Genomic DNA, 21917 nt, shown 5'->3' on the forward strand with positions numbered 1-21917 from the left:
GCCTCACAGGACGCCTCGGCACCGAGGTATCGCCCGCCGATCTTCGCGCGATACCTCGGCTACTGGCCGAGCCCCGGCCGCACGGCCAGTGTCCTGCGCGCCGTGGCGGACCGTTGCTGCGCTATCGCTGCTGCCTCCTCGCCCGAACCGCCACGGGGTTGCCCCGAGTCGTCGTCCGCCCTCGCCACGAGCTGCGCCTCCTCCAGCAGCCCGCGCACGCCCGCCGCCCGGTAGTAGATCCGCGTGCCCTCCCGCCGCGTGGTCACCAGCCCGGCTGTTCGTAGCTTGGCCAGGTGCTGCGAGGTCGCCGCCACATGGGCGTCCAGGATCCGGGCCAGGTCGCTCACGGGCAGTTCACGGCCGCTGCTCAGGGCCCACAGCAGTCGGTAGCGCGAGGGGTCGGCCACCGCCTTGAGCACCGCCACCGCACGCTCCGCGGCCTCCGCATCCCACGCCTGTCCTTGCCCATCCATGCAACTATGGTAGCGGGCATTCACACCAGTTCAGCCTGCACGTCGTGTGGATCTCCGTGGAAGGTTCCTGAGTTCGCGGAGGTCGCGAGCTCTTCGGCCTGCACCCACAGTCACATCGGCGCGGTAGCCGCCGCTCACGAGGTCTTCACCCGCGCGTCGGCGGCGAGCAGTGACGGTGACGGCAGCGGGATGCCCGCGGTGTCCGGAAGCACCGGAACGGCCGGCACAGCGGTGGCTCCGGTGGTGGTGGCATTCGGGAACTGCGGCTGCGGGCCGGGCGCGGCCACGTCGGTGAACGGGATACCTGCGGGCGCCGCCGGCCTCGCCCATGTGCCCGACGGCGTGGTCGACGTGGCGGGAACCGGGCATGACGCGGTTGTCGCGAGCCGGGCGGGTACGGTCGTTCGAAGGGTGTTGCCGCGCAGGCAGTTGCCCTGTCCGCGGGTGGCGGTGGGGAACGTCCAGCCGACGTCGACGCCGTTGCCGGTGAACGTGTTGTCCGTGATCTGGTTGCCGTTCGGGTGGATGTCGGCGGTCGCGGTGATCACGAATCCGGCGCTGGTGTTGCCGGTGATCCGGTTGCGGAGGAACCGGTTGTCGCTGCCGCCGTCGACGCCGATGCCGATACCCCAGCCTCCGTCGGCCTGTTCGGGCGTCTGTGTCTGCTGGTTGTCCGCGATCAGGTTGCCGGCGACGACGGCGCCTTGCTGCGGGAGCAGCTTCTCCTGGTGGTCGGAGTTGGTGGTCAGTCCGACGCGGTTACCGACGAGACGGTTGCCGACCACGTACATGTCGCCGCTGGCGTTGGTGCCCTCGTAACCGACCGCGTTGAGTTCGGCGACGTTGTCCCGCACCACGATGTGACACGGCTTGCACTGCCCGACGTAGATCCCCGAGTCGGCCCCGCCTGACGCGTAGGAGTGCTCGATGACACCGTTCTGCGCGGAGAACGCGTAGATGCCGTACAGACCGTTGCGGGTCGCGGTCACGTACGAGACCAGGAACGACTTCAGGAAGGTGACGGGCTCATCGCCGGTGTCGTAGCCGCCGCTTCCCCCCGGCAGACCGGCGGCCGCCTTCGCCGAACCGGTGACCAGCACCCCGTTCTGCGTGTTGTTCTCCACGGTCAGGTTCTCCACTGCCACCCCCGGTGCCGCGACGATGACACCGTTCGGCTGCTGCAACCGCCCGTCGATGACGACCTTGTCGCGGGACTCACCACGAAGAGTGACACGAGGCGTGGAGACCTTCACCGACTCGTGGTACACGCCCGGAGCGACCAGCACCAGGTCACCCGGGTGAGCGAGAGAGACCGCAGCCGAGATCGTCGGGGCGTCAGCCGGCACTCTGATCGTCACCTGCGCACCGGCCGGCCGGCGGCCCTTGCCCGATCCGCCATCGCCGCCGCCGCAGCCGACCACAAGCGTCAGCGTGCCCACGACCGCCGCCATCACGCGAAGAGCTAAACGAGGCATGATCCCAGTCTGGCACGACGCCCAATGCCGCGCCAAAATAGGGAGGTTGACCTACACGCGCGATGCGGGTGTGGCACTCTGCACACCATGCACCGAGCCGATCATCGCCCGTCACGCCGCGCGTTCCTCGATGTCACCGGCGCCATGGTGGCGGCCGGTCTCACCGCCGGGTGCACATCGGACTCCGCCCAGCCGGGCCGGCACGCCCCTTCCGCTTCCGCGGCGGCCACGCCGATACCGGTTCCGGCGACGGGCCGGCATCAGGCGGGCATCACGCTCCCCCAGCCGGCCCAGCCCAACCTGCTGGCCGTGGTGGCCGACCTCGGTGCCAGCGTGGCTCCCGGCCCGCTACTGGCCGAACTCGGCCAGGCCATCCGCACACTCACCGCCGGGACCGACCCGCGGCTGCTGGGCCTGCCGCCGGGCGACCTCACCGTGACCGTCGGCGTGGGCCCGCGGCTGGTGCGCACGGCCGGTGCCTCGCTGCCCGGCGCGGTCGACCTCCCGCGATTCTCCCGCGAGCGGATCGCCCCCCGGGCGCGCGGCGGCGACCTGCTGATACAGATCTGCGCCAGCGACGCGCTGCTCTTACCGGTCGCCGCCGCCGCACTCCTGGACCAGGCCGGTGACCGCATCCACGAACGCTGGCGGCAGTCCGCACGCCGCGGTACGAATGTGCCCCTCGGCAACGGCCTCACCGCCCCACGAAACCCGCTCGGTTTCATCGACGGCATCGTGGGCCCGCACACGACCGCCGAACAACAACGCGACCTGTGGCTGGCCGGGCCCCCTGCGGTCGCCGGCGGCACCCTTGCCGTACTGCGGCGCATGGAACTCGACCTGCCGCGGTTCGCCGCCCTGTCCGTGGCCGAGCAGGAGGCCGTCTTCGGGCGGCGCCGGGCCAGCGGCGTCCCCCTCTCCGGCGGCACCGTCGCCTCCGACCCGGAACTAGGAGCCAAGACGCCGGACGGACGCTACCTCGTCCCCGCCAACGCCCACGTGCGCAGGGCGAACCCCGCCGTCGTCGGCGTCGGCCTCATGCTCCGCCGCTCCTACAGCACCGACGAGCCCGCCCCCGGCCTGCTCTTCATCAGCTTCCAGAACGAGCTGCGGACCTTCACCGCCACCCTCACCCGCATGGATGTCTCCGACGCGCTACTGCCCTTCACCACCACGACCGCCAGCGCGACCTTCCTGATCCTCCCCGGCTTCGACCGGCGGCACCCGCTCGGTTCCCGGCTGTTCGGCTGATCACGCCGTGCCCGCGACTTCGGCCTCCGCTGCCGGGTCACATGGGCACATGGGTGAGCAGGCGCAGCAGATCCCCGGTGGCGTCCGCGGCGCCCAGCGCCGGCAGCGCCCCGAGTGCCAGCGTCGTCGCGGCGAGCGGCCACAGGCGCGGGGGAGGAGCGGCCTGGAGGGCGGCGATGCGGCGGCTGACCGCGCGGTCGGCGAAGCGCAGCGTGCACGCCGGTGCCCGGCGTCCCGCGCTCAGCGCGGCGCGCGCGAGGGCCCGGGCCGTGGTGGAACGGTCGCCGACGGCGTCGGCCGCCTGCTCGTCCGCCCAGCGTTCGACCAGGAACGTGACCGTGGTGCGGACGGGCGCGAGGAGCGGGTCGGCGGCGGTGGCGAGCGTCACGGCGGTCACCAGCAGCGCGTGCCGGTGGTACAGGTGGGCGCGCTCATGGGCCAGCAGCACCCGGCGCTCCGCGGGTTCGAGGGCGCTGAGCATCGCCGAGGTGACCAGGATCCGACCTGGTGCGCCGCCGCTGCCGGGGATGGCGAACGCCTGCGGCACGGGTGAGGCGGCGACGACCAGTTCGGTGTCCGGCGGATGCCCGGCGCACAGGCCCCGCAGCGCGCGCCGGGTCGCGCGCTCGGCGCGGGCGGCGCGGTACACGCGCACGGCGACCACGGCGAGAGCCAGTGCGGCGGCCAGGGCGACCGCTTCGGGAACCGGATCGGCCAACGGGTGGCCCTTGTCGCGGGCGTCCGCGACGACGGGCGGCGCCCGGTCGATCAGGGTGACCGCGAGCAGCAGCAGCGACCAGGTGGTGGCGGCCGCCGTGAACACGGCGGAGGCGGTCAGCACCCGGGCCGCGATCGCGGGCGCCACCCGCCGGCCGACCACCGGACCGATCGCGGCCAGCAACAGCGAGAGCAGGATCGGGAGGTAGACGTCGATCTTCATGCGGCGCCCCCGTTCGGATGCCGGTGCGCACCCCCGCCCAGGAGATCGCGCAGGGCCTGCTCCTCTTCGGGGCTCAGTCCGGTCACGAACTGCTGGAGCGTGGCGATCGGGTCGGGGCCGCGGTCGAGGGCTTCGTGCATGGCCTCGGCGGTGAGCTGGGCCGCGTTCTTGGCGGGCCGGTACGCGCCGCGCCGCCCGTCCACGTCGCGCAGCACGAGCCCCTTGTCGTAGAGGCGTTTCAGGATCGTGTGCACGGTGTTGTAGGCGAGGCCGCCGCCGATCCCGGCCTGGATCTCGGCGGGTGTGAGCGCCTGCTCGGTGGCCCACAGTGCGGCGAGCACCTCGCTCTCCAGCTCGCCGGCGCTGCGCCGTTCCGCCCTGCCCTGGGGGCCTCTGCCAGCCATGCCCGCAACCTTACAGCCCGTAGGGAAGCGGCCCGCGCGGGCGGTGACGGCGGCCGGGTGCGAGCCGGGATCACCCGTTCGGCGGAGCGTGTTCCACCGTGACCGGTGTGGCGAGCCGCTTCGCCCCGCAACGCCCCCTTGTCCGGGTTAACTTGTCTGTGCTTTGCCGACTTCATTCCCGACTTACGCCGTTGACCCTACGGCTTGTAGGGTGTGAGGCCCCTACGGTCTGTAGGGAAATGAGGGGTGGGCCGTGGCCAACAGCTCGAACATCACGCTCTCAGGAGTCCACCGGCTCGCCGGGCCGTCGGTCGCCGGCACCTCGTGGCGCGACCGCGGCCAGGGCCTGATCGCCGTGGTGGCGGCCGTCTTCACCCTGGCCCAGCTCGTTCTCGTACGGCCGGGGATGGGGCTCGGCTGGGACGAGACGGTGTACGTCAGCCAGGTCAGCGCCCACGCCCCCGCCGCGTACTTCAGCGCGCCGCGTGCCCGGGGCATATCCCTGCTGGTCGCGCCCGTCACCCTGTGGTCCTCGTCCACCGCGCTGCTCCGGGTCTATCTGGCGGTGCTTTCCGGGACCGCTCTGTACCTCGCCCTGCGCGCCTGGCGGGGGCTCTTCCCGGTCCGGGTGCTCGCGCTCGGCGGCGCCCTGTTCGCGAGTCTGTGGGTCACCCTGTTCTACGGGCCGCAGGCCATGCCCAACTACTGGGTCGCGATCGGCGCCCTGGCCGGTACCGGCTGCTTTCTGCGCGCCCCCGTCGACAGCACCCGCCGGGCGACCCTGTGGGGGGTCGCCGCGAGCGCCGCGCTCATGGCGTGGATGCGGCCCATGGACGCCCTGTGGATCACCGCACCCCTGCTGGTCCTCGCGGTGTCCCTGCGCCGGTGGCGGCGCCCCGCACTGCTGTTCGCGCTGGTGGCGGGGCTGGCCGCCGGGGCGGCCGAGTGGATCGCCGAGGCGTACGCCGCCGACTACGGGGGACTCGTGCGGCGCCTGTCCGAGGGCTCCCGCATCCAGGGCGGCCTGGGCTGGCACATCGCCCTCGCCGACCAACTGCGGAGCCTCTCCGGACGTGCCCTGTGCCGCCCGTGCACCGGTGCGCTGCCCAACCCCGCGGTGACCGCCTGGTGGTTCGCGCTGCCCGTGCTCGCCGTGCTCGCCGCGTTCGTCGCGGTCGAGGTCCTGCGCCCGGCCCGCACCCTGGTGCCGCTGGCCTGCGCGGCGACGGCGGCCTTCCCCTACCTCTTCCTGATCGACTACGCCGCGCCCCGCTTCCTGCTCCCCGCCTACGCTCTCCTCGCGATCCCGGTCGCCGACGCCCTCCTCCACCTGGCCACCGCACCGGACGGCCGGTGGCGGCCCATCGCCGGGGCACTCGTGGCGCTCGGGCTGGCCGGCCATCTGGCGGTGCAGTTCACGGTTCTGCACCGCACCGTGGCCCGCACCGGCGCCGACCGCCACGGCTGGTCCCGCACGGCCGCCGAACTGCACCGCCTCGGCGTCCGGCCGCCCTGTCTGCTGACCGGGAGCGAGTCCGTCCCGATCGCCTTCTACGCCGGCTGCTCCTCGGCCGGGGCCGGCGCCGGCGACGTCAACAGCACCGCCGCCGGCATCGCGCGCACCGCACAGCGCATGCCCGTCGCGTATCTGGGCGCCCCCACGGGCCGCCCGCCGTCGTACGCCCGCAACTGGCCCGCCCACCCCTTCGACGGCATCCGCCTGTACATCGCCCCCAGGACCACCCCGTCGACGGCCGCGGGCGGCCGTCGATGACGCCGCCCACGACCACGGAGACGGCCCCCCACGCCCAGGCGGCGGCGCCCACCCGGACCAGGGGTCTGCTGATACGCGCCCCCTGGCACACCGCCGTCACCCTCGTGGTGCTCGGGTGCACCGCGCTGCTCGCCCGGCGTCACTGGACCGTGATCGAGGCCGGCGCCGCCCGGCTCGCGGGAGCCGACCCGGGCTGGCTGCTGGTCGGGGCGACGGCCGCGGCGTCGACCTGGGCCTGCTCGGCCCTCGCCCAGCAGGGCGCGGTGGCCGAGGCGCTGCCCGGCGGGCGACTGGTCGCGGCGCAGTTCGCCGCCTCCGCCGCCAACCACGTGCTGCCCGCGGGCGTCGGCGCGGGCGCCGTCAACCTGCGCTTCCTGACCCGCTGCGGACTGTCCGTGCCCCGCTCGGCGACCGCGCTCGCGGTCAAGGCCACCGCCGGGGCCGTGACCCGCGGCGTGCTGATCGCCGTCCTCGCCCTCGCCGGACCCGGGCTGCTGCGTCTGCCGCGCCTCTCCCCGGCCGTCATGACGGTGGCGTCGCTCGCGACCGCCGCGCTCCCGTTGCTGCTGCTGTCCGGACCGCTGCGGCGTGCCGTGCGGGCCGTGTCGGCGGACGTACGGGCCGTGCACCGGCTGCCCGCCCGCGCGGCCGCCCTGTGGGGCGGATCCCTGGCCTTCGCCTCGCTGCACGCGCTGGTGGTCATCGCGGTCGGCCGCGCCCTCGGCCTGCCCCTGCCACCGGAGCGGATGGCGCTGGCCTATCTCGCGGCGAGCAGCGCGGCCGTCCTGCTGCCCACCCCGGGCGGCATCGGGTCCCTCGACGCCGCCCTCGCGCTCGCGCTCACGCTCGCCGGTGTCCCCGGCAGCGCGGCGGCCTCCGTGGTCCTCGGCTACCGGCTGCTGACGGTGTGGCTGCCGCTCGTCCCCGGCCTGGCGGTTCTCGGCCTGCTTCTGCGCCGCAAGGCACTGTGACCCGGTGGGGGCGGGCCGCGCCTTCGCCCTCGGCACCTCGGCGGGCGACCTGGTCGCCGAGAAGATGGACCTCGGCCACCGGGTCTCCGCCGTACTGCTCGCCCTGGCGGTCGCCGCCGTCGCGGTGGCCCGCTCCGCCCTCGGCCTGAGCGCCGTGTGGAGCTTCTGGATCGCGTACATCCTCACCCGTCCGCTGGGCGCCTCGATGGGTGATTACCTCTACCGGCCGACCGGCGACGGCGGCCTCGGCCTCGGCACCGTGGTGACCGGCGTGCTCTTCCTCGTGGTCATCCTCGCCCTGGTCGTCCACCTCTCGGTGACCCGCAGGGATGTCGCCGAGCCCGAAGGCACCGCCCGACACGCCGCGTGACGGATCATCACGCAATCAGGATCTCGTCAGGTCACCGCTGACAGGGTCGGACACCGACGCGGCCACCGCCCGCGGCCGTCCCCACCGTCCGCGCAGGGGCACCCGCCATGGACGAGTGCCCTTGCGTCGTCGTACGAACAGGAGTGTCCGCACGTGGAGAAGTCCGAAGCCCTGGCCGGCCCCGACCGCACCGGGGCGCGACAAGAGGCACGAAAAGGCGTGGTGAAGAAACTCCCGGAGGTCACCCTTGCCTTCTGGATCATGAAGGTCGCGGCGACCACCCTGGGCGAGACCGCGGGCGACCTGTTCGCCCAGACCCTCCGGCTGGGCTACTTCCTCACCACGATCGCACTGTTCCTGGTCTTCGTGGTGACCCTGGTCGTCCAGCTGCGCTCCGCCCGTTACAACCCCTTCTTCTACTGGACCGTCATCCTGTCGACCAGCATGGCGGGCACCACCCTGTCCGACTTCATGAACCGCGACGCCAGCGCCGAGTACCTGTCGCACGGTGCCACCTCGCTCGGCTGGGGACCCCAGGGCCTGGGGCTCGGCTACCCCGTCGGCGCCGCCCTCCTCATCTCGGTCCTGCTCGTCATCTTCGCGATCTGGAAGCTGACCGGGATGACGTTCCGGATCCGCGACATCGTCACCTTCCGCGGCGAGGTCCTGTTCTGGTCGGCGATCCTCGTCTCCAACACGCTCGGCACCTCCACGGGCGACTTCCTCTCCGACAGCTCCGGCCTCGGCTACGCGGGCGGGGCGCTGCTCGTGACCGGCCTGCTGGCGGTGCTCGTGGCCTTGACGCGGGTTCCCTCGGTGCCCAATGTGCTGCTGTTCTGGATCGCCTTCGTCCTCACCCGCCCGCTCGGTGCCACCGCCGGTGACCTCCTCACCAAACCGGTCGCCAAGGGCGGCCTGGACCTGGGCACCGCGGGCTCGTCCGCCGTGCTCCTCGCGATCCTGTTCGGGCTGATGGCCTACGCCCACGTCCGGGAGCGCAGGCACGGCGCCGCACCCGAGCCGGCCACCGACGGGAGGAAGCCGGTCACCCAGCGGGCAGGCTGACCACGAACCGTGCGCCCGCGCCGTGCCCCGGATCGTGGTGCACCTCACCGCCGACGGAGCGGGCCAGCCGGCGCGCCAGCGGCAGCCCCAGGCCCGCTCCGCCGTGCCCGTCGTCCGGGTCGGCCCGCTGCCCCGGCTGGAAGAGCCGCGCGGCGAACGACTCCGGCACCCCGGGCCCGTCGTCCGTGACGTCGATGCGTACGCCGTCACCGGTGTGGCGGGCCTCCACGGTGACGTGCGTGCGGGCGTACCGCAGGGCGTTGGTGAGCAGCGGGCTGACGATCCGTTCGAGCAGCGCGTCCTGGACGCCCGCCTCCAGCCGTTCGTCTCCCGCGCGGACCTCGGCCCGCACCCCGGCCGGGCGGTCGAGGCCCGCGGCGAGATGCCGCAGCGCCGGCAGCACCCGGGCCGTGCCGGGCGCCGTGGGCGCGCCCTTGCGGGCGTCGTCGAGAAGGGTGTCGCAGATGGCGCGCATCGACTGGGCGGCGTCGGCGATGACCGTGTGCGTGGCCCTGGTCTCGGCGTCCGTGCGCGGCCGGGCCTGCCACCAGTCCAGCTCGGCGACGATCCGGCTGAGCGGTGTGCGCAACTCGTGCGACAGCTCCGCGGTCAGCTGCCGCTCATGGCGCAGCACCGCCCGGATGCGGTCCAGGAGTGCGTCCAACGAGCCGCCCAGCAGGGCGAGTTCGGTTGGCCGCCGGATCGTGCCGAACCGCTCCTCGGAGCCTACGGCACCCCACTGGGTGGCCTGGTCCGTCATGGTGTGCACGGGCCGCAGGGCGCGCCCGACCGCCAGGCGCGTGAGCGCGTAGGTGCACGCGAGCATCACGGCGTCCAGGACGAACGACCCCAGCAGCAGTGTGTCCGCCGAACTCCGGTACGGCGACAGGTCCAGCGCGGTGACGACCGTGGCCGCGCTGTCTCCCGCACGGCGCGGTACGGGCCGGGCGCACAGCCGGACCGGTCCGTGGCCGTGGTCCTCGACGGTGACGCAGCCCGGGTTGCCACGGGCCGCCAGGGTGTCCGCGACACGGGTCAGCGGTCCGTGCGCCGTGGGCGAGGGGGGCTGTTCGAGCAGGTGGGCACCGGCGTAGATCCACACATTGGCGTCGAGAGGTGCGTCGTCGGAGGCCTCCAGGACGCGTACGTGCGGGCCGCTGGTGTCGATCGTCGTGACGACCGCCGCCGCCCGGGTGCGCAGTTCGTCGTCCGCCTGGCGCTGGAGGTGCTGCCGTACCACGGTGTTGAAGACGACGGTGAGGATCACCATGATGAGCGCGGCCGTGGTGAGCGCCACCAGGGAGAGACGGCCCCGCAGGGTGTGGGGCCCCAGCCGGGCGAGGAGCGACGCCGGCCGGGCGTAGGGTGGTCCCGGCCGGGCGGACCCGGCCGTCATGACAGCCGGTGGCCGATGCCGCGCGCGGTGCCGATCGTCCGCCCGCTGCCCGCCTCCCGCAGCTTGCGGCGCAGCCGGGTCAGATACTGGTCCAGGGTGTTGTCGCTGACCTGGGCGCCCTCGGGCCAGCCCGCCCGGATCAGCTCGCGCCGGCGCACGATGCCCCCGGAGGCCGCCGTCAGGGCCGCGAGGAGACGGAACTCCGTCGGCGTCAGATCGACCTGTCTGCCGTGCACCGTGAAACCGTGGCGTACGGCGTCCAGGACCAGGTCCCCGACGGGTTCCGGACGGGGCGCGGCCCGCTTGAGCGCCGCCCGCAGCCGGGCGGCGAGTTCGGCGAGGTGGAAGGGCTTGGGCAGATAGTCGTCGCCGCCCGCGGAGAACCCTGAGAGCCGGTCCGTGAGCCGGTGATGGGCCGTCAGGAAGATGACGGGCCCGGCGAACCCGTTGGCCCGGATCGCCTGGCACACGTCCCGCCCGTCGGCGTCGGGCAGCCCGATGTCGAGGACGACCGCGGAGACGTCGTCGTCGGACAGCCGCAGCGCGGTCGCGCCGTCCGGGGCGGCCACGGTGTCGTACTCCTCGTCCCGCAGACCGCGCAGCAGCACGTCCCGCAGCGCGTGGTCGTCCTCGACGACCAGGACCTTGTGACGCATGGTTCTCCGTGGTTCGCTCGGTGGGGCTGTGGGGCTGTGGGGCTGTGGGGCTGTGGGGCTGGTGGGCTGTTGTGTCATGGGGCCGGTCGGGCCGGTGGGTCCGGTGGGCCGTGCGGCAGCCGGACCCGCGGGGTCGCGTGGGGCCGCGAGGCGCTACACGGGGGTGTCCACCCGCTCCGGGGCGGTTCCGGGCCGGGACGCGGACGCGGACGCCGTGAGCAAGGGGCGCAGCCGGGTGTTCTCCAGGCGACGGGCCAGGGCGTCCGGGCGGCTGCTCAGCGGGATCATCGTGACGCAGGCGACGAGCGCTCCGACGACGAACCCGGCCACCACGTCGTGCGGGTAGTGGGCGCCGACCCACACCCGGGAGGCCGCCATCGCGCCCGCCGCGACCAGCGCGACGTAACCGATCCGGCGCGAGACGAATATCAGGGCGACGGCGGCCGCCGCGGCTATCGCCGTGTGGTTGCTGGGGAACGACCAGTCGCCCGGCGCCGGACACGCCTCCAGCGTGACCACGTGCAGGCTCTGGCAGGGGCGGTCCTCACGGACCAGCAGCTTCACCACCGAGTTCACCGCGTACCCGAGGACGACCACCAGTGGCACCGCCAGGGCGACCAGGGCCGGGCCCGAGCCGGTGCGGCGCGCCCGCCACCAGCCGGCCAGCATCAGCACGGCGAACAGTCCGAGCCCGTACGTCGACCAGGCGGAGACCAGGGAGTCCAGCCAGGAGGGGGCGCGGTGGGCCAGGTTCACCACATCGTTGTAGACGGGGCCGTCGATCGACGAGCCGTCGAAGGCGTACATCATCCGCGGACACCCTCCTTCGCGGCACGGCGGGAGCGCAGCAGCTCCAGGGCGAGCGGGATGAGCGAGACCACGACGATCACCGCGATCATCGGCAGCAGATACTTGTCGACGTTCGGCACCGACGAGCCGAGCGCGTACCCGGCGAGGGTGAGGCCGAGGCTCCACACCAGGCCGCCGACCGTCTGCCAGAGGGTGAAGGTCCGCACGGGCACGTGCAGCGCGCCGGCCACCGGGTTCAGCACCGTGCGCACCACGGGGACGAAGCGGGCCAGGACGATCGCCTTCGCGTGTCCGTACCGCTCCAGGAGTTCCTCGGCGCGTTGAGCGCCCTCGTGCAGCCGGGCCGAGCGGCTGCGGGCGAGCAGCGCGCCGCCCGCCTTGCGCCCGAGCAGATAGCCGCACTGGGACCCGGCGATCGCGCCCACGGCCGCCGCGACGAGCAGCGCGGGCAGCGACAGCTTCACACTGTGCTGACCGGAGCCGCTGCACAGCAGCCCCGCCGTGAACAGCAGGGAGTCGCCGGGCAGGAAGAAGCCGATCAGCAGGCCCGTCTCGGCGAACATCACCACGCCCACGCCCAGGACGCCGAAGGCCGCCAGCAGGGACTGGGCGTCCAGCACGTTCACCGCGAGCTGTGAGCCCAGGGACAAGGATGGGGCCATCGGCACGAGCCTTTCCGTACGGGAGGCCGGGCGCGGCGGGGCGCCACCCGGCAGCTGACTACACACATGTAGACCGTCTACTGAACTGTAGACGAAAACCGGGTGGCAGGCGTTCCCTCGATCACCGTCACGAGTGAAGGGCGCGGCGCGCGGCTACCCGCGCTCAGGAGGTGGCGAGCGCGATCTCCGTCGACTTGATCAGGGCGACGACCGAGGAGCCGGGCAGCAGACCCAGGTCGTCCGCGGCGTCCTTCGTGATCACGGCCGTCAGTGTGCCGCCCACGATCGTGATCTTCACTGATGCCATCGCCGCGCCCGTGGTGACGCCGTCGACGGTACCGGGCAGCTGGTTGCGGATGGACACGCCCTCCACCTCGGCCGTCGCGACCGCGACCTCCGTGGACTTGACCAGGGCGGACACCGAGGCCCCGGGCGCGAGATCCAGGTCGTCGACGGCCTCCGCGGTGACCGCCGCCGTGATGTCCTGGCCTCCCGCCAGTCTCACCTTGACGGTCGCCATGACCTCGCCCGGGGTGACGGCCGTGACGATGCCGGGAATCTGGTTGCGGATGCTCAGGTTCATGGGCGCGCCTCGCGGAACAAGTGGGGAGTGGGGAACGCGGCACTCCGGGGGGAACGGTCGGGATCCACCCCGACGGACCCACCGTAGCCGCTGTCGCGGACAGCGCTCGTGCGGGCGCCCGCACGGCGCGTCAGGCCGGATACGCGTGCGTCTGCGCCGCCTTCACCGTCGCCCAGACCATGGCGCCCGGCTGGAGACCGAGTTCGGCCGCGGCGACGGTCGTCAGGTCAGCGGCCAGGGACAGTTCACCGGTGAGATCGGCGCGGATTTGGTCGCCGTGGGTCTCGAACCCCGCGACCTCGCAGCGCCACAGGTTCCTCGCGCTGGAGCCGCCGGGCCGCTCCCGGTACAGGGTCACGGCGCCCGGCGGGAACGCCACGAAGACGGGCCCGGAGAGATCCTCCGTGGTGGTGATCGAGGGCCCGGAGTCGAGCCGCACGGTGTGGCCGTCGGCGTGCCCCCGGTAAAGGTTCAGGCCGACCAACTGCGCGATGTAGTCCGTACGGGGACGGCGGGCGATGTCGCCGGGGGCGCCCTCCTGGACGACGCGGCCGTGCTCGATCACGACCAGCCGGTCCGCGAGCACCATCGCGTCCAGCGGGTCATGGGTGACCAGCACCGCGACCGCCTCGAACTCGGCGAGATGGCGCCGAAGCTGGGCGCGTACGTCGAGCCGGGTACGGGCGTCGAGCGCGGCGAGCGGTTCGTCGAGGAGCAGCAGCCGGGGACGGATGGCCAGGGCGCGCGCCAGGGCGACGCGCTGGGCCTGGCCGCCGGAGAGCCTGCGGGGCTTGGCGCCGGCGTGGTCGGTGAGGTCCATGCGGTCCAGCCACGCGGCGGCCTGCCGGCGCGCCTCCGTCCGGGACGTGCCCCGGCAGCGCGGGCCGAAGGCCACGTTGTCCAGCGCGGACAGATGCGGGAAGAGCAGGTAGTCCTGGAAGACGACACCGACCGGGCGGGACTCCGGCGGCGTACGGTCCAGGGTCCGGCCGTCCAGGTGCAGATGGCCGCCGGTGAGCGGGACGAGCCCGGCGAGGGCGCGCAGCGCGGTGGTCTTGCCCGCACCGTTCGGGCCGAGTACGGCGATGACGTCACCCGGCGCGGCGGACAGCGCGACGTCCAGGCGGAAGGAGCCGCGGTCCACCACGAGCCGCGCGTCGAGGCCCTCCGCGCGGACGCCGGCCTCCCGAGCGGCCGTGGTGTCGTCGACGTCGGTCATCGCGGGCCCACCCATGCTTTCGTACCCCTGCCCGTCATCGCGGGCCTGCCCGGTTCTTCGTACGGCGGCCGGTCATCGCGGGCCTGCCTGTTCTTCGTGCTGCTGGCCGTGTCGATCGCGGGCCTGCCTGTTCTTCGTGCGGCGGCCGGTCATCGCGGGCCTGCCTTCGTACTGCGGCCGGTCATGACGCCGTCATCCAGCGGTCCCGCAGCCCCGCCAGGACCGCGATCGACACGGCCAGCAGCACCAGGCTCAGCGCGATCGCCGCCGCGGGGTCGTCCTGCAGCGCCAGATAGACGGCCAGCGGCATCGTCTGCGTACGGCCGGGGAAGTTGCCCGCGAAGGTGATCGTGGCCCCGAACTCGCCGAGCGCCCGGGCCCACGCGAGCACGGCGCCGGCCGCGATGCCCGGCGCGACCAGCGGCAGCGTGACCCGGCGGAACGCGGTGAACCGGGAGGCGCCGAGCGTCGCGGCGGCCTCCTCGTACCGCCGGTCGGCGGCCCGCAGCGTGCCCTCGACCGTGATGACAAGGAACGGCATCGCCACGAACGCCTCCGCCACCACCACCCCGGCCGTGGTGAACGGCAGCGTGATCCCGAACGATGTGTCCAGCCACCGCCCCACCACCCCGTTGCGCCCGAGCGCCAGCAGCAGTGCCACACCGCCCACCACCGGGGGCAGCACGAGCGGCAGCGTCACCAGGGCCCGTACCAGGCGCCGCCCCGGGAAGTCCGTACGGGCCAGCAGCCACGCCAGCGGAACGCCCAGCACCAGGCTCACCGCGGTGGCGGCGGTCGCGCTCAGCAGGGACAGCTGGAGCGCCTGCCACACCTGGGTGCCGGCCAGCTGGGCGGGCAGAGTGCGCCACGGGGCCCGCACCAGCAGGGCCACCAGCGGCAGCAGCAGAAACGCCAGGCCGGCCAGCGCGGGCAGCAACAGCGGCAGCGGCACCCCCGGCCCCCGGGCCCGCCCGCGCCGCGGCCCGCCCGTCAGTGCGCCGGCCGCGGCATCGGAGGCGTCGGAGCGGGTCACGGCTGGAGGAACCCGGCCCCGGTCAGCACCTTGCGGCCCTCGGCGGACTGCACCAGGGTGATGAACGCCTTGGCCGTCTCGGCGTTGGGCGCGTTCTTGAGCAGGACGATCGGGTAGTCGTTGACGGCCCCGGCGGACTCGGGGAACTCCACGCCCTGCACCTTGTCACCCGCCGCCTTCACATCGGTCTTGTAGACGACCGCGGCGTCGGCCTCCTTCAGCTCCACCTTCGTCAGGGCGCTCTTGACGTCCTGCTCGTACGACACCGGCGTGAGCTTCAGCTTGCTCGCGTCCAGCACCTTCTGCGCGGCGGCGCCGCAGGGGACCGTCTTGTCGCACAGCACGACCTTCAGCCCGGACTTGGTGAGGTCCTTCAGGGAGGAGACCTTGTCCGGGTTGCCCGGCAGGGTGGCGATCTCCAGCTGGTTGCGCACGAAGGTGACCGGGGTGCCGGCCGCGTCCTTCTTGTCCGTCACGATGGCCATGGTCTTGGCGCTGGCCGCGGCGAAGACGTCGGCGGGGGCACCGCCGGTGATGCTCGCGGCGAGGGTGTCGCTACCGCCGAAGTTGAAGACGACGTGGGTGCCGGGGTGCTCCTTCTCGAACTGCTGGCCCAGGGTCGTGAAGCTCTCCTTGAGGGAGGCGGCGGCGAAGACGGTGACCGTGCCGGACAGCTTCTGCGACGAGGACGCCGGGGAGCCCGAGGAGTCCGACTTCTTGGCGGAGTCGGTGCTGGTGCCGGAGCCGGACGAGGAGCAGGCGCTCAGGGCCAGCAGTGCGGCGGCCGCCATGCCGGTCATCTGCAGCATCCGGCGGTTTCGGCGCACGGAACGGGTCATCACGGGGCCACTCCCTCAATTCGTCGCGGGAGAGATCCCCCGGACCCCTCCGATGCGCCGATCATACTGACGCAGATGCCAGCTGTTTGCGTTCCAGTGCATCGCATGAGCGGGTCGATGCACGATGAGACTCCCGCATGTGCGTTTCTACGGATCTTCTTCTCCGCGGGCAGGGGGACGCGCGGCCGTTCCCACGGGGGTGGCAGCCGCCGAACCGGAGGTGTCCCCGTACACGCGCCGCGCCCTGTGCACGCGAGGCGCCCCGCACACGCAGGGTCGCCCATGGACGCGGCGGCGCCCCCAAGGGGAGTGTCAGGCGCGGTCGATGTGCACGTTCGTCGACTTCACACGGGCGGTGGCCTCCATCCCGACCTCCAGGCCGAGTTCCTCCACCGCCTCCCTGGTCAGCAGCGAGACCAGACGGTGCGGCCCCGCCTGGATCTCCACCTGGGCGGCCACGTCACCGAGTTTCACGGCGGTGACGATCCCGGAGAAGGCGTTGCGGGCGGAGGTGTACGAAAGGGCGTCCTCCTCGTCGGTGCCGCCGCGCGCCAGCTCGACCGAGAATGCCGCCAGGTCCTTGCCGTCGACGACCCGGCGCCCGCTCTCGTCGCGACGGGTCGTCACCCGGCCGGCGTCCGCCCAGCGCCGCGCGGTGTCCGGGCTCACCCCCAGCAGACGGGCGGCCTGCCCGATTGTGTAGGACTGCATGAGCGCCACGATAGGCGCCCCGGCCGTCCCGGCCGCAACCCGCCCCGGACGGTCCCGCGGCGCGCCGGATCTGCGGAACCGGCGTGGCAGCCTCCGCCCGCGTGGCAGGATCCCTCCCCGTGGGTGTGTCCTGGACGGTGCGGTGCGTGCGCGCGGCGGTGTTCGCCGTCGTGTGCGTACTGCTCGCCGCGGGGGGACACACACTGGCCACCGGCGCGGTGCCGGCGGTGTGGGTGGACGCGGCCGGGTTCCTGCCCGTGTTCGCGGGCAGTGCGCTGCTCGCCGGGCGTGAGCGGTCGCTCCCCGGCATCGGCCTCGCGATGCTCCTCGTGCAGGGCGGGCTGCACCTGGCCTTCGACGCCGCCGGGCCGCCGGACACCGCGATGCGCATGCCGGGCATGCCGCACGGCATGCATATGGCCACCCAGCCGCACGCCATGACCTCGCACGCCGTCGCCGCGCACCTGGCCGCCGCGCTCCTGGCCGCCTGGTGCCTGCGGCGCGGCGAGGCCGCCCTGTGGTCCCTGCTGCGCAAGGCCGTGGCCCTCGTCCCGCGCCTCGTCGCCTGGTGGCGCACGGCAACCCTGCCCGCGTACGCCGGCCTCCCACGCCCGTACGCCCACCAGCGCCGCCCCCTCCGGCAGGCGCTGCTCCGCCACGCCCTGTCCCGGCGCGGACCGCCCCCGGCAGCCCCGTACACGATCTGAACCCCCCCAACCCGAACACGAGTACGGAGCACCTTCACCCATGTCCCCCCTGCGTACCACCCTGCGCCGCGCCGGCACCGTCGCCGCCCTCACCGCCGGCGGTGTCCTCGCCGCGGCGGGCGCGGCCTTCGCGCATGTCACCGTCCACCCCGAGAGCTACGCCAAGGGCGCCACGGACGGCGTGCTGACCTTCCGCGTCCCCAACGAGGAGGACACCGCCGCGACCACCAAGGTGCAGGTCTTCCTGCCCACCGACCACCCGGTGCTGGGGGTGCTGGTCACTCCCGAGGACGGCTGGACCGCACAGGTGACCACCACCAAGCTCAAGACGCCGGTCAAGACGGACGACGGCACCATCACCGACGCGGTCTCCGAGATCACCTGGACCGGCGGGCGCATCCGGCACGGCCAGTACCAGGACTTCCACGTCGCCTTCGGCCAGCTCCCCGACGACACCGGCCAGCTCACCTTCAAGACGCTGCAGACCTACTCCGACGGCAACATCGTCCGCTGGATCGAGGCGACTCCGAAGGGCGGGGCCGAGCCGGAGAACCCGGCGCCGGTCCTCTCGCTGACGGCCGAGGGCACGGTCGAGGGCGGCGCTTCGACGGCGGCCCCGTCCGGCGGCGGCACCACCGGAAAGTCGGACGCGGCCGCCACGAAGGCCGCGTCCACCAGCGACTCCACCGCCCGCGGGCTCGGCATCGCCGGCCTGGTCGTCGGTGTCCTGGGCCTGGCCGCCGCGGGCTTCGCGCTCGTCCGCGGCCGTGGCCGCACCGCCGCCTCCGAGTGACCGGATCCCCGTCCCGCCGGCGTCGGTAGTCAACCGCGGCTCATGCGGCCATGAGGTCGCGGGTGTCCACGGCACCATCGCGACAGGGGATCGTCCCCGCAGGCGCGACGTCGACGCGACCGACTGCTGTCACCCGCAGTACCTGTTCGGACAGCGAAATCCCGAACGGGTACTGCGGGCTCGGCGGGACGGGGGTCTTGACTGCGACTCGGGCTCTCCGATGAGGCCGTACGCCGCTACGCGGACGAGCGGACGGTCTCCACCAGCGACGTCACTCCGCTCGCCCGCAAGATCCACACACTCGCGAGCAACGGCGACCCGGACTCCGCGACCCGACTGCTGCCCCAGGAGCAGAGCCGTACCCCGCCGAGGACGAACCAATGGCCCACCTGCAGTCGTGACGGGGCCCAAGGGAGACCGCTCCCGCCTCGCCGTCTCAGAGGATGCTCAGTCGAGACAGAACTCGTTGCCCTCGATGTCCTGCATCACGATGCACGACTCATTGTCTTCATCGGCAAGCAGCACTCGCACGCGTACCGCGCCGAGCGCGACCAGCCGTGCGCACTCGGCCTCCAGCGTGGCGAGACGCTCTTCACCCACGAGCCCGGTGCCGACCCGCACGTCGAGATGCAGCCGATTCTTGACGACCTTGCCTTCGGGAACGCGCTGGAAGTACAGCCGCGGGCCCACGCCTGAGGGGTCACTGCAGGCGAACGCCGAACCCTGCCGCTCAGGCGGCAGCGAGCGATTGAAATCGTCCCACGTGGCAAACCCCTCCGGTGGCGGCGGTACGACGTACCCCAACACCTCGCACCAAAAGCGAGCGACGCGCTCAGGTTCTGCGCAGTCGAAGGTGACTTGGAACTTCTTGACCGGTGACATCGGCGCACCATAGCAGGGCATGTCGTCGGGAGGACGGCCCCTGTTCCAGCTGCTGTCGTGACGGTCGGTCAGCCCGAGGTGGTCTTCAGGGTCTTCGACGCCTTCGGGGTCTTTGAGCCCTTGGTCCCCTTCGAGCCCTTGGAGTCCTTCAAGGCCTTCGCCCCCTTCGCTGGTACCTGTTCGCGCTTCAGGTGAATGTCCTGGCTCGACAGGGTCATCGGTGACGCGGAGAACGCGCGCAGCCGGATGCGGGTGCCCTGCTTCGGGATTGCGAAGCTGCCGCCCGGTGCTTGGAGCCGGTACGAGGCCGTCGTATGGCCGGCGACGGACGAGGGGCCGTCGAGCACCTTCCAGTAGCGGCTCATGCCCTGCCCGGTGGTGACCATGAAGTGAGGCTCCAGGGCCGTGTCACCGCTGTTGCGGACCTCGACCCTGAGTGTCTTGACCGTCAGGGGCGTCCGGGAGACGGCGGCGGCCCGCATCCGCAGCGGCGGCTGGCCGGTCGCCGCCACGGCCACGGCCACCAGCGACGGAGCCACCAGGGCGCCGGCCAGCACCATCCGGGCCGCCCGCCGTCCGGGCAGCAGCCGGGGCTGCCAGGCGGTGGTGAAGGCCGTGGGCGGGACGGTGACGGCGGCCGCCAGCCACAGCGGCGTCATCAGCAGGTAGTAGCCGTCCTGCGAGCGGGTCGCCAGGAAGAACGCGCACCACGGCAGCACGGTGGCGGCCGGCCCCAGTCGGCGCACGAACAGCACGAACAGCACGAGCAGACCCGCTGCCAGCAGCATGCTGGCGTGCGAGTACCAGGTCAGGCGGTCACTGCCGTCGGTGTAGTACAGGGAGATGCCGACCAGGCCCTGGCCGTGGAGCACCGCGCCCTGCGTGATCGGCAGCACGATGCCCGATATCCAGGTGCGCGGCTCGCTCACGATGAAGTACGCGTTGATCAGCAGCCAGGTCCCGGCGGCTGTGCCGGCGATGCGTCCCACCGCTGCGGCGGCCCCGCGCGCCCCCAGCTCACCGCGGCGCAGCGCGTAGATGCCGGCGAGCAGGAACGGCGCCAGGAACCAGGGCAGTTGCTGGGTGGCGCAGGCCGCGCCCAGGCAGACGGCCCGCGCCCAGTCGGCCGGGCCGCCCGTGCCCATCCGTGTCCAGCGCACCACGACCGGGATGAGGAGGGCGAGCGCGACGACCGCCGGGTAGCCGAGCCGGGCGTAGTTCGGGACCAGGCCGAGGCCGAGGCACACCATGGTGGCCGCGGAGCGCCACGGTGTCGGCAGCATCTTCCACATGACGATCGTCCCGAGGACGATCGCGGTCGTGGTGACCAGGGTCTCCGGCACCGCGCCGTGGCCGAGCCAGAGCAGGGGAGCGGTCAGCAGGGCGGTCAGCGGCGGGTAGCCGTACGTGTAGTCGTAACCGCCTGTGACCGTCGCGGTGTAGGCGATACCGTGGCCGAACAGCCAGGGCCACGGGTGTCCGTACACCGGGTGGCCGTGGATCAGTTCACGGGCGGCCTGCGTGGTGAGGATCGACTCGTCGCTGAAGCCGTGCTTCATGGACAGGGCGCAGTAGGCGAGGGTGACCGCCGTCACCAGGACCACGAGGTCGAGCCGCGCCAGTGACCGGCCGCGTCGTACCACCAGTGTCAGAATGCCGGTGACCAGGATCGACGCGTAGCACAGGGAGATGACCGCGGCGACCACCAGTCTGTGGCTGGCGGCGGAGGTCCATATATCGCGGGTGCCGATGAACAGGCTGATGTCCGCGAGCAGCGTCAGGATGCGATGCCACTGCGCGGGAGTCCGTTCCGGCTCGTCCGGCGCCACGAAGGGGCGCAGACGCGTCCATCGGCCGCTTGTCGAGGGCCTCGTTTCTGCCAACTGCACAACACGGAACGTAAGGGGGCAGGTTGAACGTCGACCGCCCGGAGGTGAAGAGTCCGGTGTGAGGGTAGTAAGAAGTGCCTGCACGGGGGTGTGCCGACTGGACGTGTACGCACCCCCGACCGGGGTCTGTCCGGGCGGTCACGCGCGAGGCCGGATGACCCGGGCCGCGGTGGTCGCGGCGCCGGGGCACCTGGGGCCGGGCGCTTTCGGCGCCCGCTTCTCCTTCGTGCACTCACGCCCCGGTCCGCGGTTCGCCGGTCGCTTCGCGCAGGTCACGCATGGTCTCGGCGAGGACGCCGAACCGCTCGGGCCCAAGGGGCGCGAGCACCTGGGAACGCAGGATCTCCGCGGCATCCCGGAAGATCGACTCGGCGGTTTCCTCTCCCCGGCCGGTCAGTTCGAGGTACGTGATGCGGCGGTCGTCCTCACAGGCCACGCGCTGGGCCAGGCCGGCGGAACACAGTCTGTCGGCGAGTTTGGTGAATCCGCCGCTCGACATGCCCGCGCGGTGGGCCAGTTGCGTCATCGGCATACGGTGTCCGGGCGCGTCGACCAGGTGCATCAGCGCGGCGACCAGACCCTGCCCGAGGTTGTAGCGCTCACCCAGTTCACCCATCAGGGACTCCTGGGCGGCATGGAAGCCCTGGGCGACCGCGGTCCAGTTCTCCAGCAGAGCCCGGTCGGTCTCCGGGCCGGTACCGTCACGGCCGTCGGCGCTGCCGCGGCGCGGCAGGGGCGAGGTCCTCAGAAGTGTTGCTTCGCTTGTCATGGTTGTCCCAACGGCCGGATGGTGCGGTAGCGGTCGGGCAGGCGACGGTGTCGGCCCGGCGGGTGGTGCGGGGTGGTACGGGGGTGGTGGAAACGGGCGGAAACGCGCCGGCCCGGGGCGGATGCCCCGGGCCAGGGTGCGGAAGGCGCGGGGTCAGCCGGCGGCGTGGGCGCCGATGACGGACTGGGCGTAGACGACGCCGAGGCCGTAGGCGCCGCCGTGCTCCTTGACTATGTCCATGACGG

22 protein-coding genes and 2 pseudogenes are annotated in these 21917 nt (G+C 72.8%); 8 read left to right on the plus strand and 16 right to left on the minus strand.

From position 1 onward, the window contains the following. Positions 1-59: 59 nt before the first annotated feature. On the minus strand, positions 60-473 hold the full coding sequence (locus ACWD5Q_RS26065; RefSeq protein WP_451429467.1) for an ArsR/SmtB family transcription factor: 414 nt from the start codon (positions 471-473) through the stop codon (positions 60-62). Positions 474-607: 134 nt separating this feature from the next. After that, positions 608-1948 carry a right-handed parallel beta-helix repeat-containing protein gene (locus ACWD5Q_RS26070; RefSeq protein WP_451429468.1) on the minus strand — a complete coding sequence of 447 codons (1341 nt, stop codon included), beginning with the start codon at positions 1946-1948 and terminating at the stop codon, positions 608-610. Positions 1949-2035: 87 nt separating this feature from the next. Between ACWD5Q_RS26070 and ACWD5Q_RS26075 the strand changes: the two genes are divergently transcribed. Then, entirely contained in the window at positions 2036-3199 is a 1164-nt protein-coding gene (locus ACWD5Q_RS26075) for a Dyp-type peroxidase (protein ID WP_451429469.1), read from the plus strand. A 37-nt stretch (positions 3200-3236) separates the two neighbouring features. On the opposite strand, the gene ACWD5Q_RS26080 is transcribed toward ACWD5Q_RS26075, so the two are convergent. Then, positions 3237-4139 (minus strand): M56 family metallopeptidase, encoded by a 903-nt coding sequence (locus ACWD5Q_RS26080; RefSeq protein ID WP_451429470.1) that lies wholly within the window; start codon positions 4137-4139, stop codon positions 3237-3239. Next, positions 4136-4543, minus strand: coding sequence for a BlaI/MecI/CopY family transcriptional regulator (locus ACWD5Q_RS26085; protein WP_451429471.1), 408 nt, complete (start codon positions 4541-4543; stop codon positions 4136-4138). The genes ACWD5Q_RS26080 and ACWD5Q_RS26085 overlap by 4 nt, the downstream gene beginning before the upstream one ends. Positions 4544-4796: 253 nt before the next feature. On the opposite strand from ACWD5Q_RS26085, the gene ACWD5Q_RS26090 reads away from it, so the two are divergent. The 4 genes and pseudogenes from ACWD5Q_RS26090 (at position 4797) to ACWD5Q_RS26105 (ending at position 8723) form a co-directional block, all read left to right on the plus strand. Further along, a complete protein-coding gene (locus ACWD5Q_RS26090) occupies positions 4797-6317 on the plus strand; it encodes a hypothetical protein (protein ID WP_451429472.1) in 1521 nt (506 codons plus the stop codon). Continuing rightward, positions 6314-7288: a lysylphosphatidylglycerol synthase transmembrane domain-containing protein gene (locus ACWD5Q_RS26095; RefSeq protein ID WP_451429473.1), complete on the plus strand. Its 975-nt coding sequence runs from the start codon at positions 6314-6316 to the stop codon at positions 7286-7288. The genes ACWD5Q_RS26090 and ACWD5Q_RS26095 overlap by 4 nt, the downstream gene beginning before the upstream one ends. Before the next feature lie 22 nt (positions 7289-7310). Continuing rightward, positions 7311-7658: pseudogene (locus ACWD5Q_RS26100) on the plus strand (hypothetical protein); the annotation flags it as partial. Between the two features lie 153 nt (positions 7659-7811). Continuing rightward, positions 7812-8723, plus strand: a complete 912-nt coding sequence (locus ACWD5Q_RS26105) for a COG4705 family protein (protein WP_451429474.1) — start codon at positions 7812-7814, stop codon at positions 8721-8723. Here ACWD5Q_RS26105 and ACWD5Q_RS26110 read toward each other — a convergent pair. The 9 genes from ACWD5Q_RS26110 to ACWD5Q_RS26150 form a co-directional block, all read right to left on the minus strand. Then, complete coding sequence (locus ACWD5Q_RS26110) at positions 8704-10119, minus strand: sensor histidine kinase (protein ID WP_451429475.1); 1416 nt, start codon at positions 10117-10119, stop codon at positions 8704-8706. The two genes, ACWD5Q_RS26105 and ACWD5Q_RS26110, sit on opposite strands and share 20 nt — an antisense overlap. Continuing rightward, the gene (locus tag ACWD5Q_RS26115) at positions 10116-10775 is read right to left on the minus strand and encodes a response regulator transcription factor (RefSeq protein WP_451429476.1); all 660 of its coding nucleotides are present in this window, start codon (positions 10773-10775) and stop codon (positions 10116-10118) included. Before ACWD5Q_RS26115 ends, ACWD5Q_RS26110 begins: the two co-directional genes overlap by 4 nt. 153 nt (positions 10776-10928) lie before the next feature. Next, positions 10929-11585, minus strand: a complete 657-nt coding sequence (locus ACWD5Q_RS26120; RefSeq protein WP_451429477.1) for a phosphatase PAP2 family protein — start codon at positions 11583-11585, stop codon at positions 10929-10931. Next, positions 11582-12247, minus strand: a complete 666-nt coding sequence (locus ACWD5Q_RS26125) for a DedA family protein (protein ID WP_451429478.1) — start codon at positions 12245-12247, stop codon at positions 11582-11584. Before ACWD5Q_RS26125 ends, ACWD5Q_RS26120 begins: the two co-directional genes overlap by 4 nt. Before the next feature lie 163 nt (positions 12248-12410). Further along, complete coding sequence (locus ACWD5Q_RS26130) at positions 12411-12830, minus strand: TOBE domain-containing protein (protein WP_451429479.1); 420 nt, start codon at positions 12828-12830, stop codon at positions 12411-12413. Between the two features lie 130 nt (positions 12831-12960). Beyond that, complete coding sequence (locus tag ACWD5Q_RS26135; protein ID WP_451429480.1) at positions 12961-14049, minus strand: ABC transporter ATP-binding protein; 1089 nt, start codon at positions 14047-14049, stop codon at positions 12961-12963. A 181-nt stretch (positions 14050-14230) separates the two neighbouring features. Further along, positions 14231-15082 (minus strand): molybdate ABC transporter permease subunit, encoded by an 852-nt coding sequence (gene modB / locus ACWD5Q_RS26140; RefSeq protein WP_451429481.1) that lies wholly within the window; start codon positions 15080-15082, stop codon positions 14231-14233. Continuing rightward, positions 15079-15921 (minus strand): molybdate ABC transporter substrate-binding protein, encoded by an 843-nt coding sequence (modA, locus tag ACWD5Q_RS26145; protein WP_451429482.1) that lies wholly within the window; start codon positions 15919-15921, stop codon positions 15079-15081. Before modA ends, modB begins: the two co-directional genes overlap by 4 nt. A gap of 312 nt (positions 15922-16233) precedes the next feature. After that, positions 16234-16632, minus strand: coding sequence for a TOBE domain-containing protein (locus ACWD5Q_RS26150; protein WP_451429483.1), 399 nt, complete (start codon positions 16630-16632; stop codon positions 16234-16236). A 101-nt stretch (positions 16633-16733) separates the two neighbouring features. On the opposite strand from ACWD5Q_RS26150, the gene ACWD5Q_RS26155 reads away from it, so the two are divergent. The 3 genes and pseudogenes from ACWD5Q_RS26155 to ACWD5Q_RS26165 all read left to right on the plus strand — a co-directional run. After that, positions 16734-17339 (plus strand): hypothetical protein, encoded by a 606-nt coding sequence (locus ACWD5Q_RS26155; protein ID WP_451429484.1) that lies wholly within the window; start codon positions 16734-16736, stop codon positions 17337-17339. A 40-nt stretch (positions 17340-17379) separates the two neighbouring features. Next, positions 17380-18132 carry a YcnI family protein gene (locus ACWD5Q_RS26160; protein WP_451429485.1) on the plus strand — a complete coding sequence of 251 codons (753 nt, stop codon included), beginning with the start codon at positions 17380-17382 and terminating at the stop codon, positions 18130-18132. Positions 18133-18333: 201 nt separating this feature from the next. After that, positions 18334-18426 (plus strand): annotated as a pseudogene (locus ACWD5Q_RS26165) (DUF4291 domain-containing protein); the annotation flags it as partial. Between the two features lie 153 nt (positions 18427-18579). Here ACWD5Q_RS26165 and ACWD5Q_RS26170 read toward each other — a convergent pair. The 3 genes from ACWD5Q_RS26170 to ACWD5Q_RS26180 form a co-directional block, all read right to left on the minus strand. After that, on the minus strand, positions 18580-19014 hold the full coding sequence (locus ACWD5Q_RS26170; RefSeq protein ID WP_451429486.1) for a VOC family protein: 435 nt from the start codon (positions 19012-19014) through the stop codon (positions 18580-18582). A gap of 68 nt (positions 19015-19082) precedes the next feature. Continuing rightward, on the minus strand, positions 19083-20843 hold the full coding sequence (locus ACWD5Q_RS26175) for a hypothetical protein (protein ID WP_451429490.1): 1761 nt from the start codon (positions 20841-20843) through the stop codon (positions 19083-19085). 292 nt (positions 20844-21135) lie between these two features. Beyond that, positions 21136-21672: a MarR family winged helix-turn-helix transcriptional regulator gene (locus ACWD5Q_RS26180; RefSeq protein ID WP_451429487.1), complete on the minus strand. Its 537-nt coding sequence runs from the start codon at positions 21670-21672 to the stop codon at positions 21136-21138. Between the last annotated feature and the right edge of the window lie 245 nt (positions 21673-21917).

It is taken from the genome of Streptomyces sp. NPDC002513 (genome assembly GCF_053595355.1).

Coding starts and splice junctions, on each gene's coding strand:
- ACWD5Q_RS26065 (WP_451429467.1), bottom strand. CDS start 473: ATGGATGGGCAAGGACAGGCGTGGGATGCGGAGGCCGCGGAGCGTGCG.
- ACWD5Q_RS26070 (WP_451429468.1), bottom strand. CDS start 1,948: ATGCCTCGTTTAGCTCTTCGCGTGATGGCGGCGGTCGTGGGCACGCTG.
- ACWD5Q_RS26075 (WP_451429469.1), top strand. CDS start 2,036: ATGCACCGAGCCGATCATCGCCCGTCACGCCGCGCGTTCCTCGATGTC.
- ACWD5Q_RS26080 (WP_451429470.1), bottom strand. CDS start 4,139: ATGAAGATCGACGTCTACCTCCCGATCCTGCTCTCGCTGTTGCTGGCC.
- ACWD5Q_RS26085 (WP_451429471.1), bottom strand. CDS start 4,543: ATGGCTGGCAGAGGCCCCCAGGGCAGGGCGGAACGGCGCAGCGCCGGC.
- ACWD5Q_RS26095 (WP_451429473.1), top strand. CDS start 6,314: ATGACGCCGCCCACGACCACGGAGACGGCCCCCCACGCCCAGGCGGCG.
- ACWD5Q_RS26110 (WP_451429475.1), bottom strand. CDS start 10,119: ATGACGGCCGGGTCCGCCCGGCCGGGACCACCCTACGCCCGGCCGGCG.
- ACWD5Q_RS26115 (WP_451429476.1), bottom strand. CDS start 10,775: ATGCGTCACAAGGTCCTGGTCGTCGAGGACGACCACGCGCTGCGGGAC.
- ACWD5Q_RS26120 (WP_451429477.1), bottom strand. CDS start 11,585: ATGATGTACGCCTTCGACGGCTCGTCGATCGACGGCCCCGTCTACAAC.
- ACWD5Q_RS26125 (WP_451429478.1), bottom strand. CDS start 12,247: ATGGCCCCATCCTTGTCCCTGGGCTCACAGCTCGCGGTGAACGTGCTG.
- ACWD5Q_RS26130 (WP_451429479.1), bottom strand. CDS start 12,830: ATGAACCTGAGCATCCGCAACCAGATTCCCGGCATCGTCACGGCCGTC.
- ACWD5Q_RS26135 (WP_451429480.1), bottom strand. CDS start 14,049: ATGACCGACGTCGACGACACCACGGCCGCTCGGGAGGCCGGCGTCCGC.
- modA (WP_451429482.1), bottom strand. CDS start 15,921: ATGACCCGTTCCGTGCGCCGAAACCGCCGGATGCTGCAGATGACCGGC.
- ACWD5Q_RS26150 (WP_451429483.1), bottom strand. CDS start 16,632: ATGCAGTCCTACACAATCGGGCAGGCCGCCCGTCTGCTGGGGGTGAGC.
- ACWD5Q_RS26160 (WP_451429485.1), top strand. CDS start 17,380: ATGTCCCCCCTGCGTACCACCCTGCGCCGCGCCGGCACCGTCGCCGCC.
- ACWD5Q_RS26170 (WP_451429486.1), bottom strand. CDS start 19,014: ATGTCACCGGTCAAGAAGTTCCAAGTCACCTTCGACTGCGCAGAACCT.
- ACWD5Q_RS26180 (WP_451429487.1), bottom strand. CDS start 21,672: ATGACAAGCGAAGCAACACTTCTGAGGACCTCGCCCCTGCCGCGCCGC.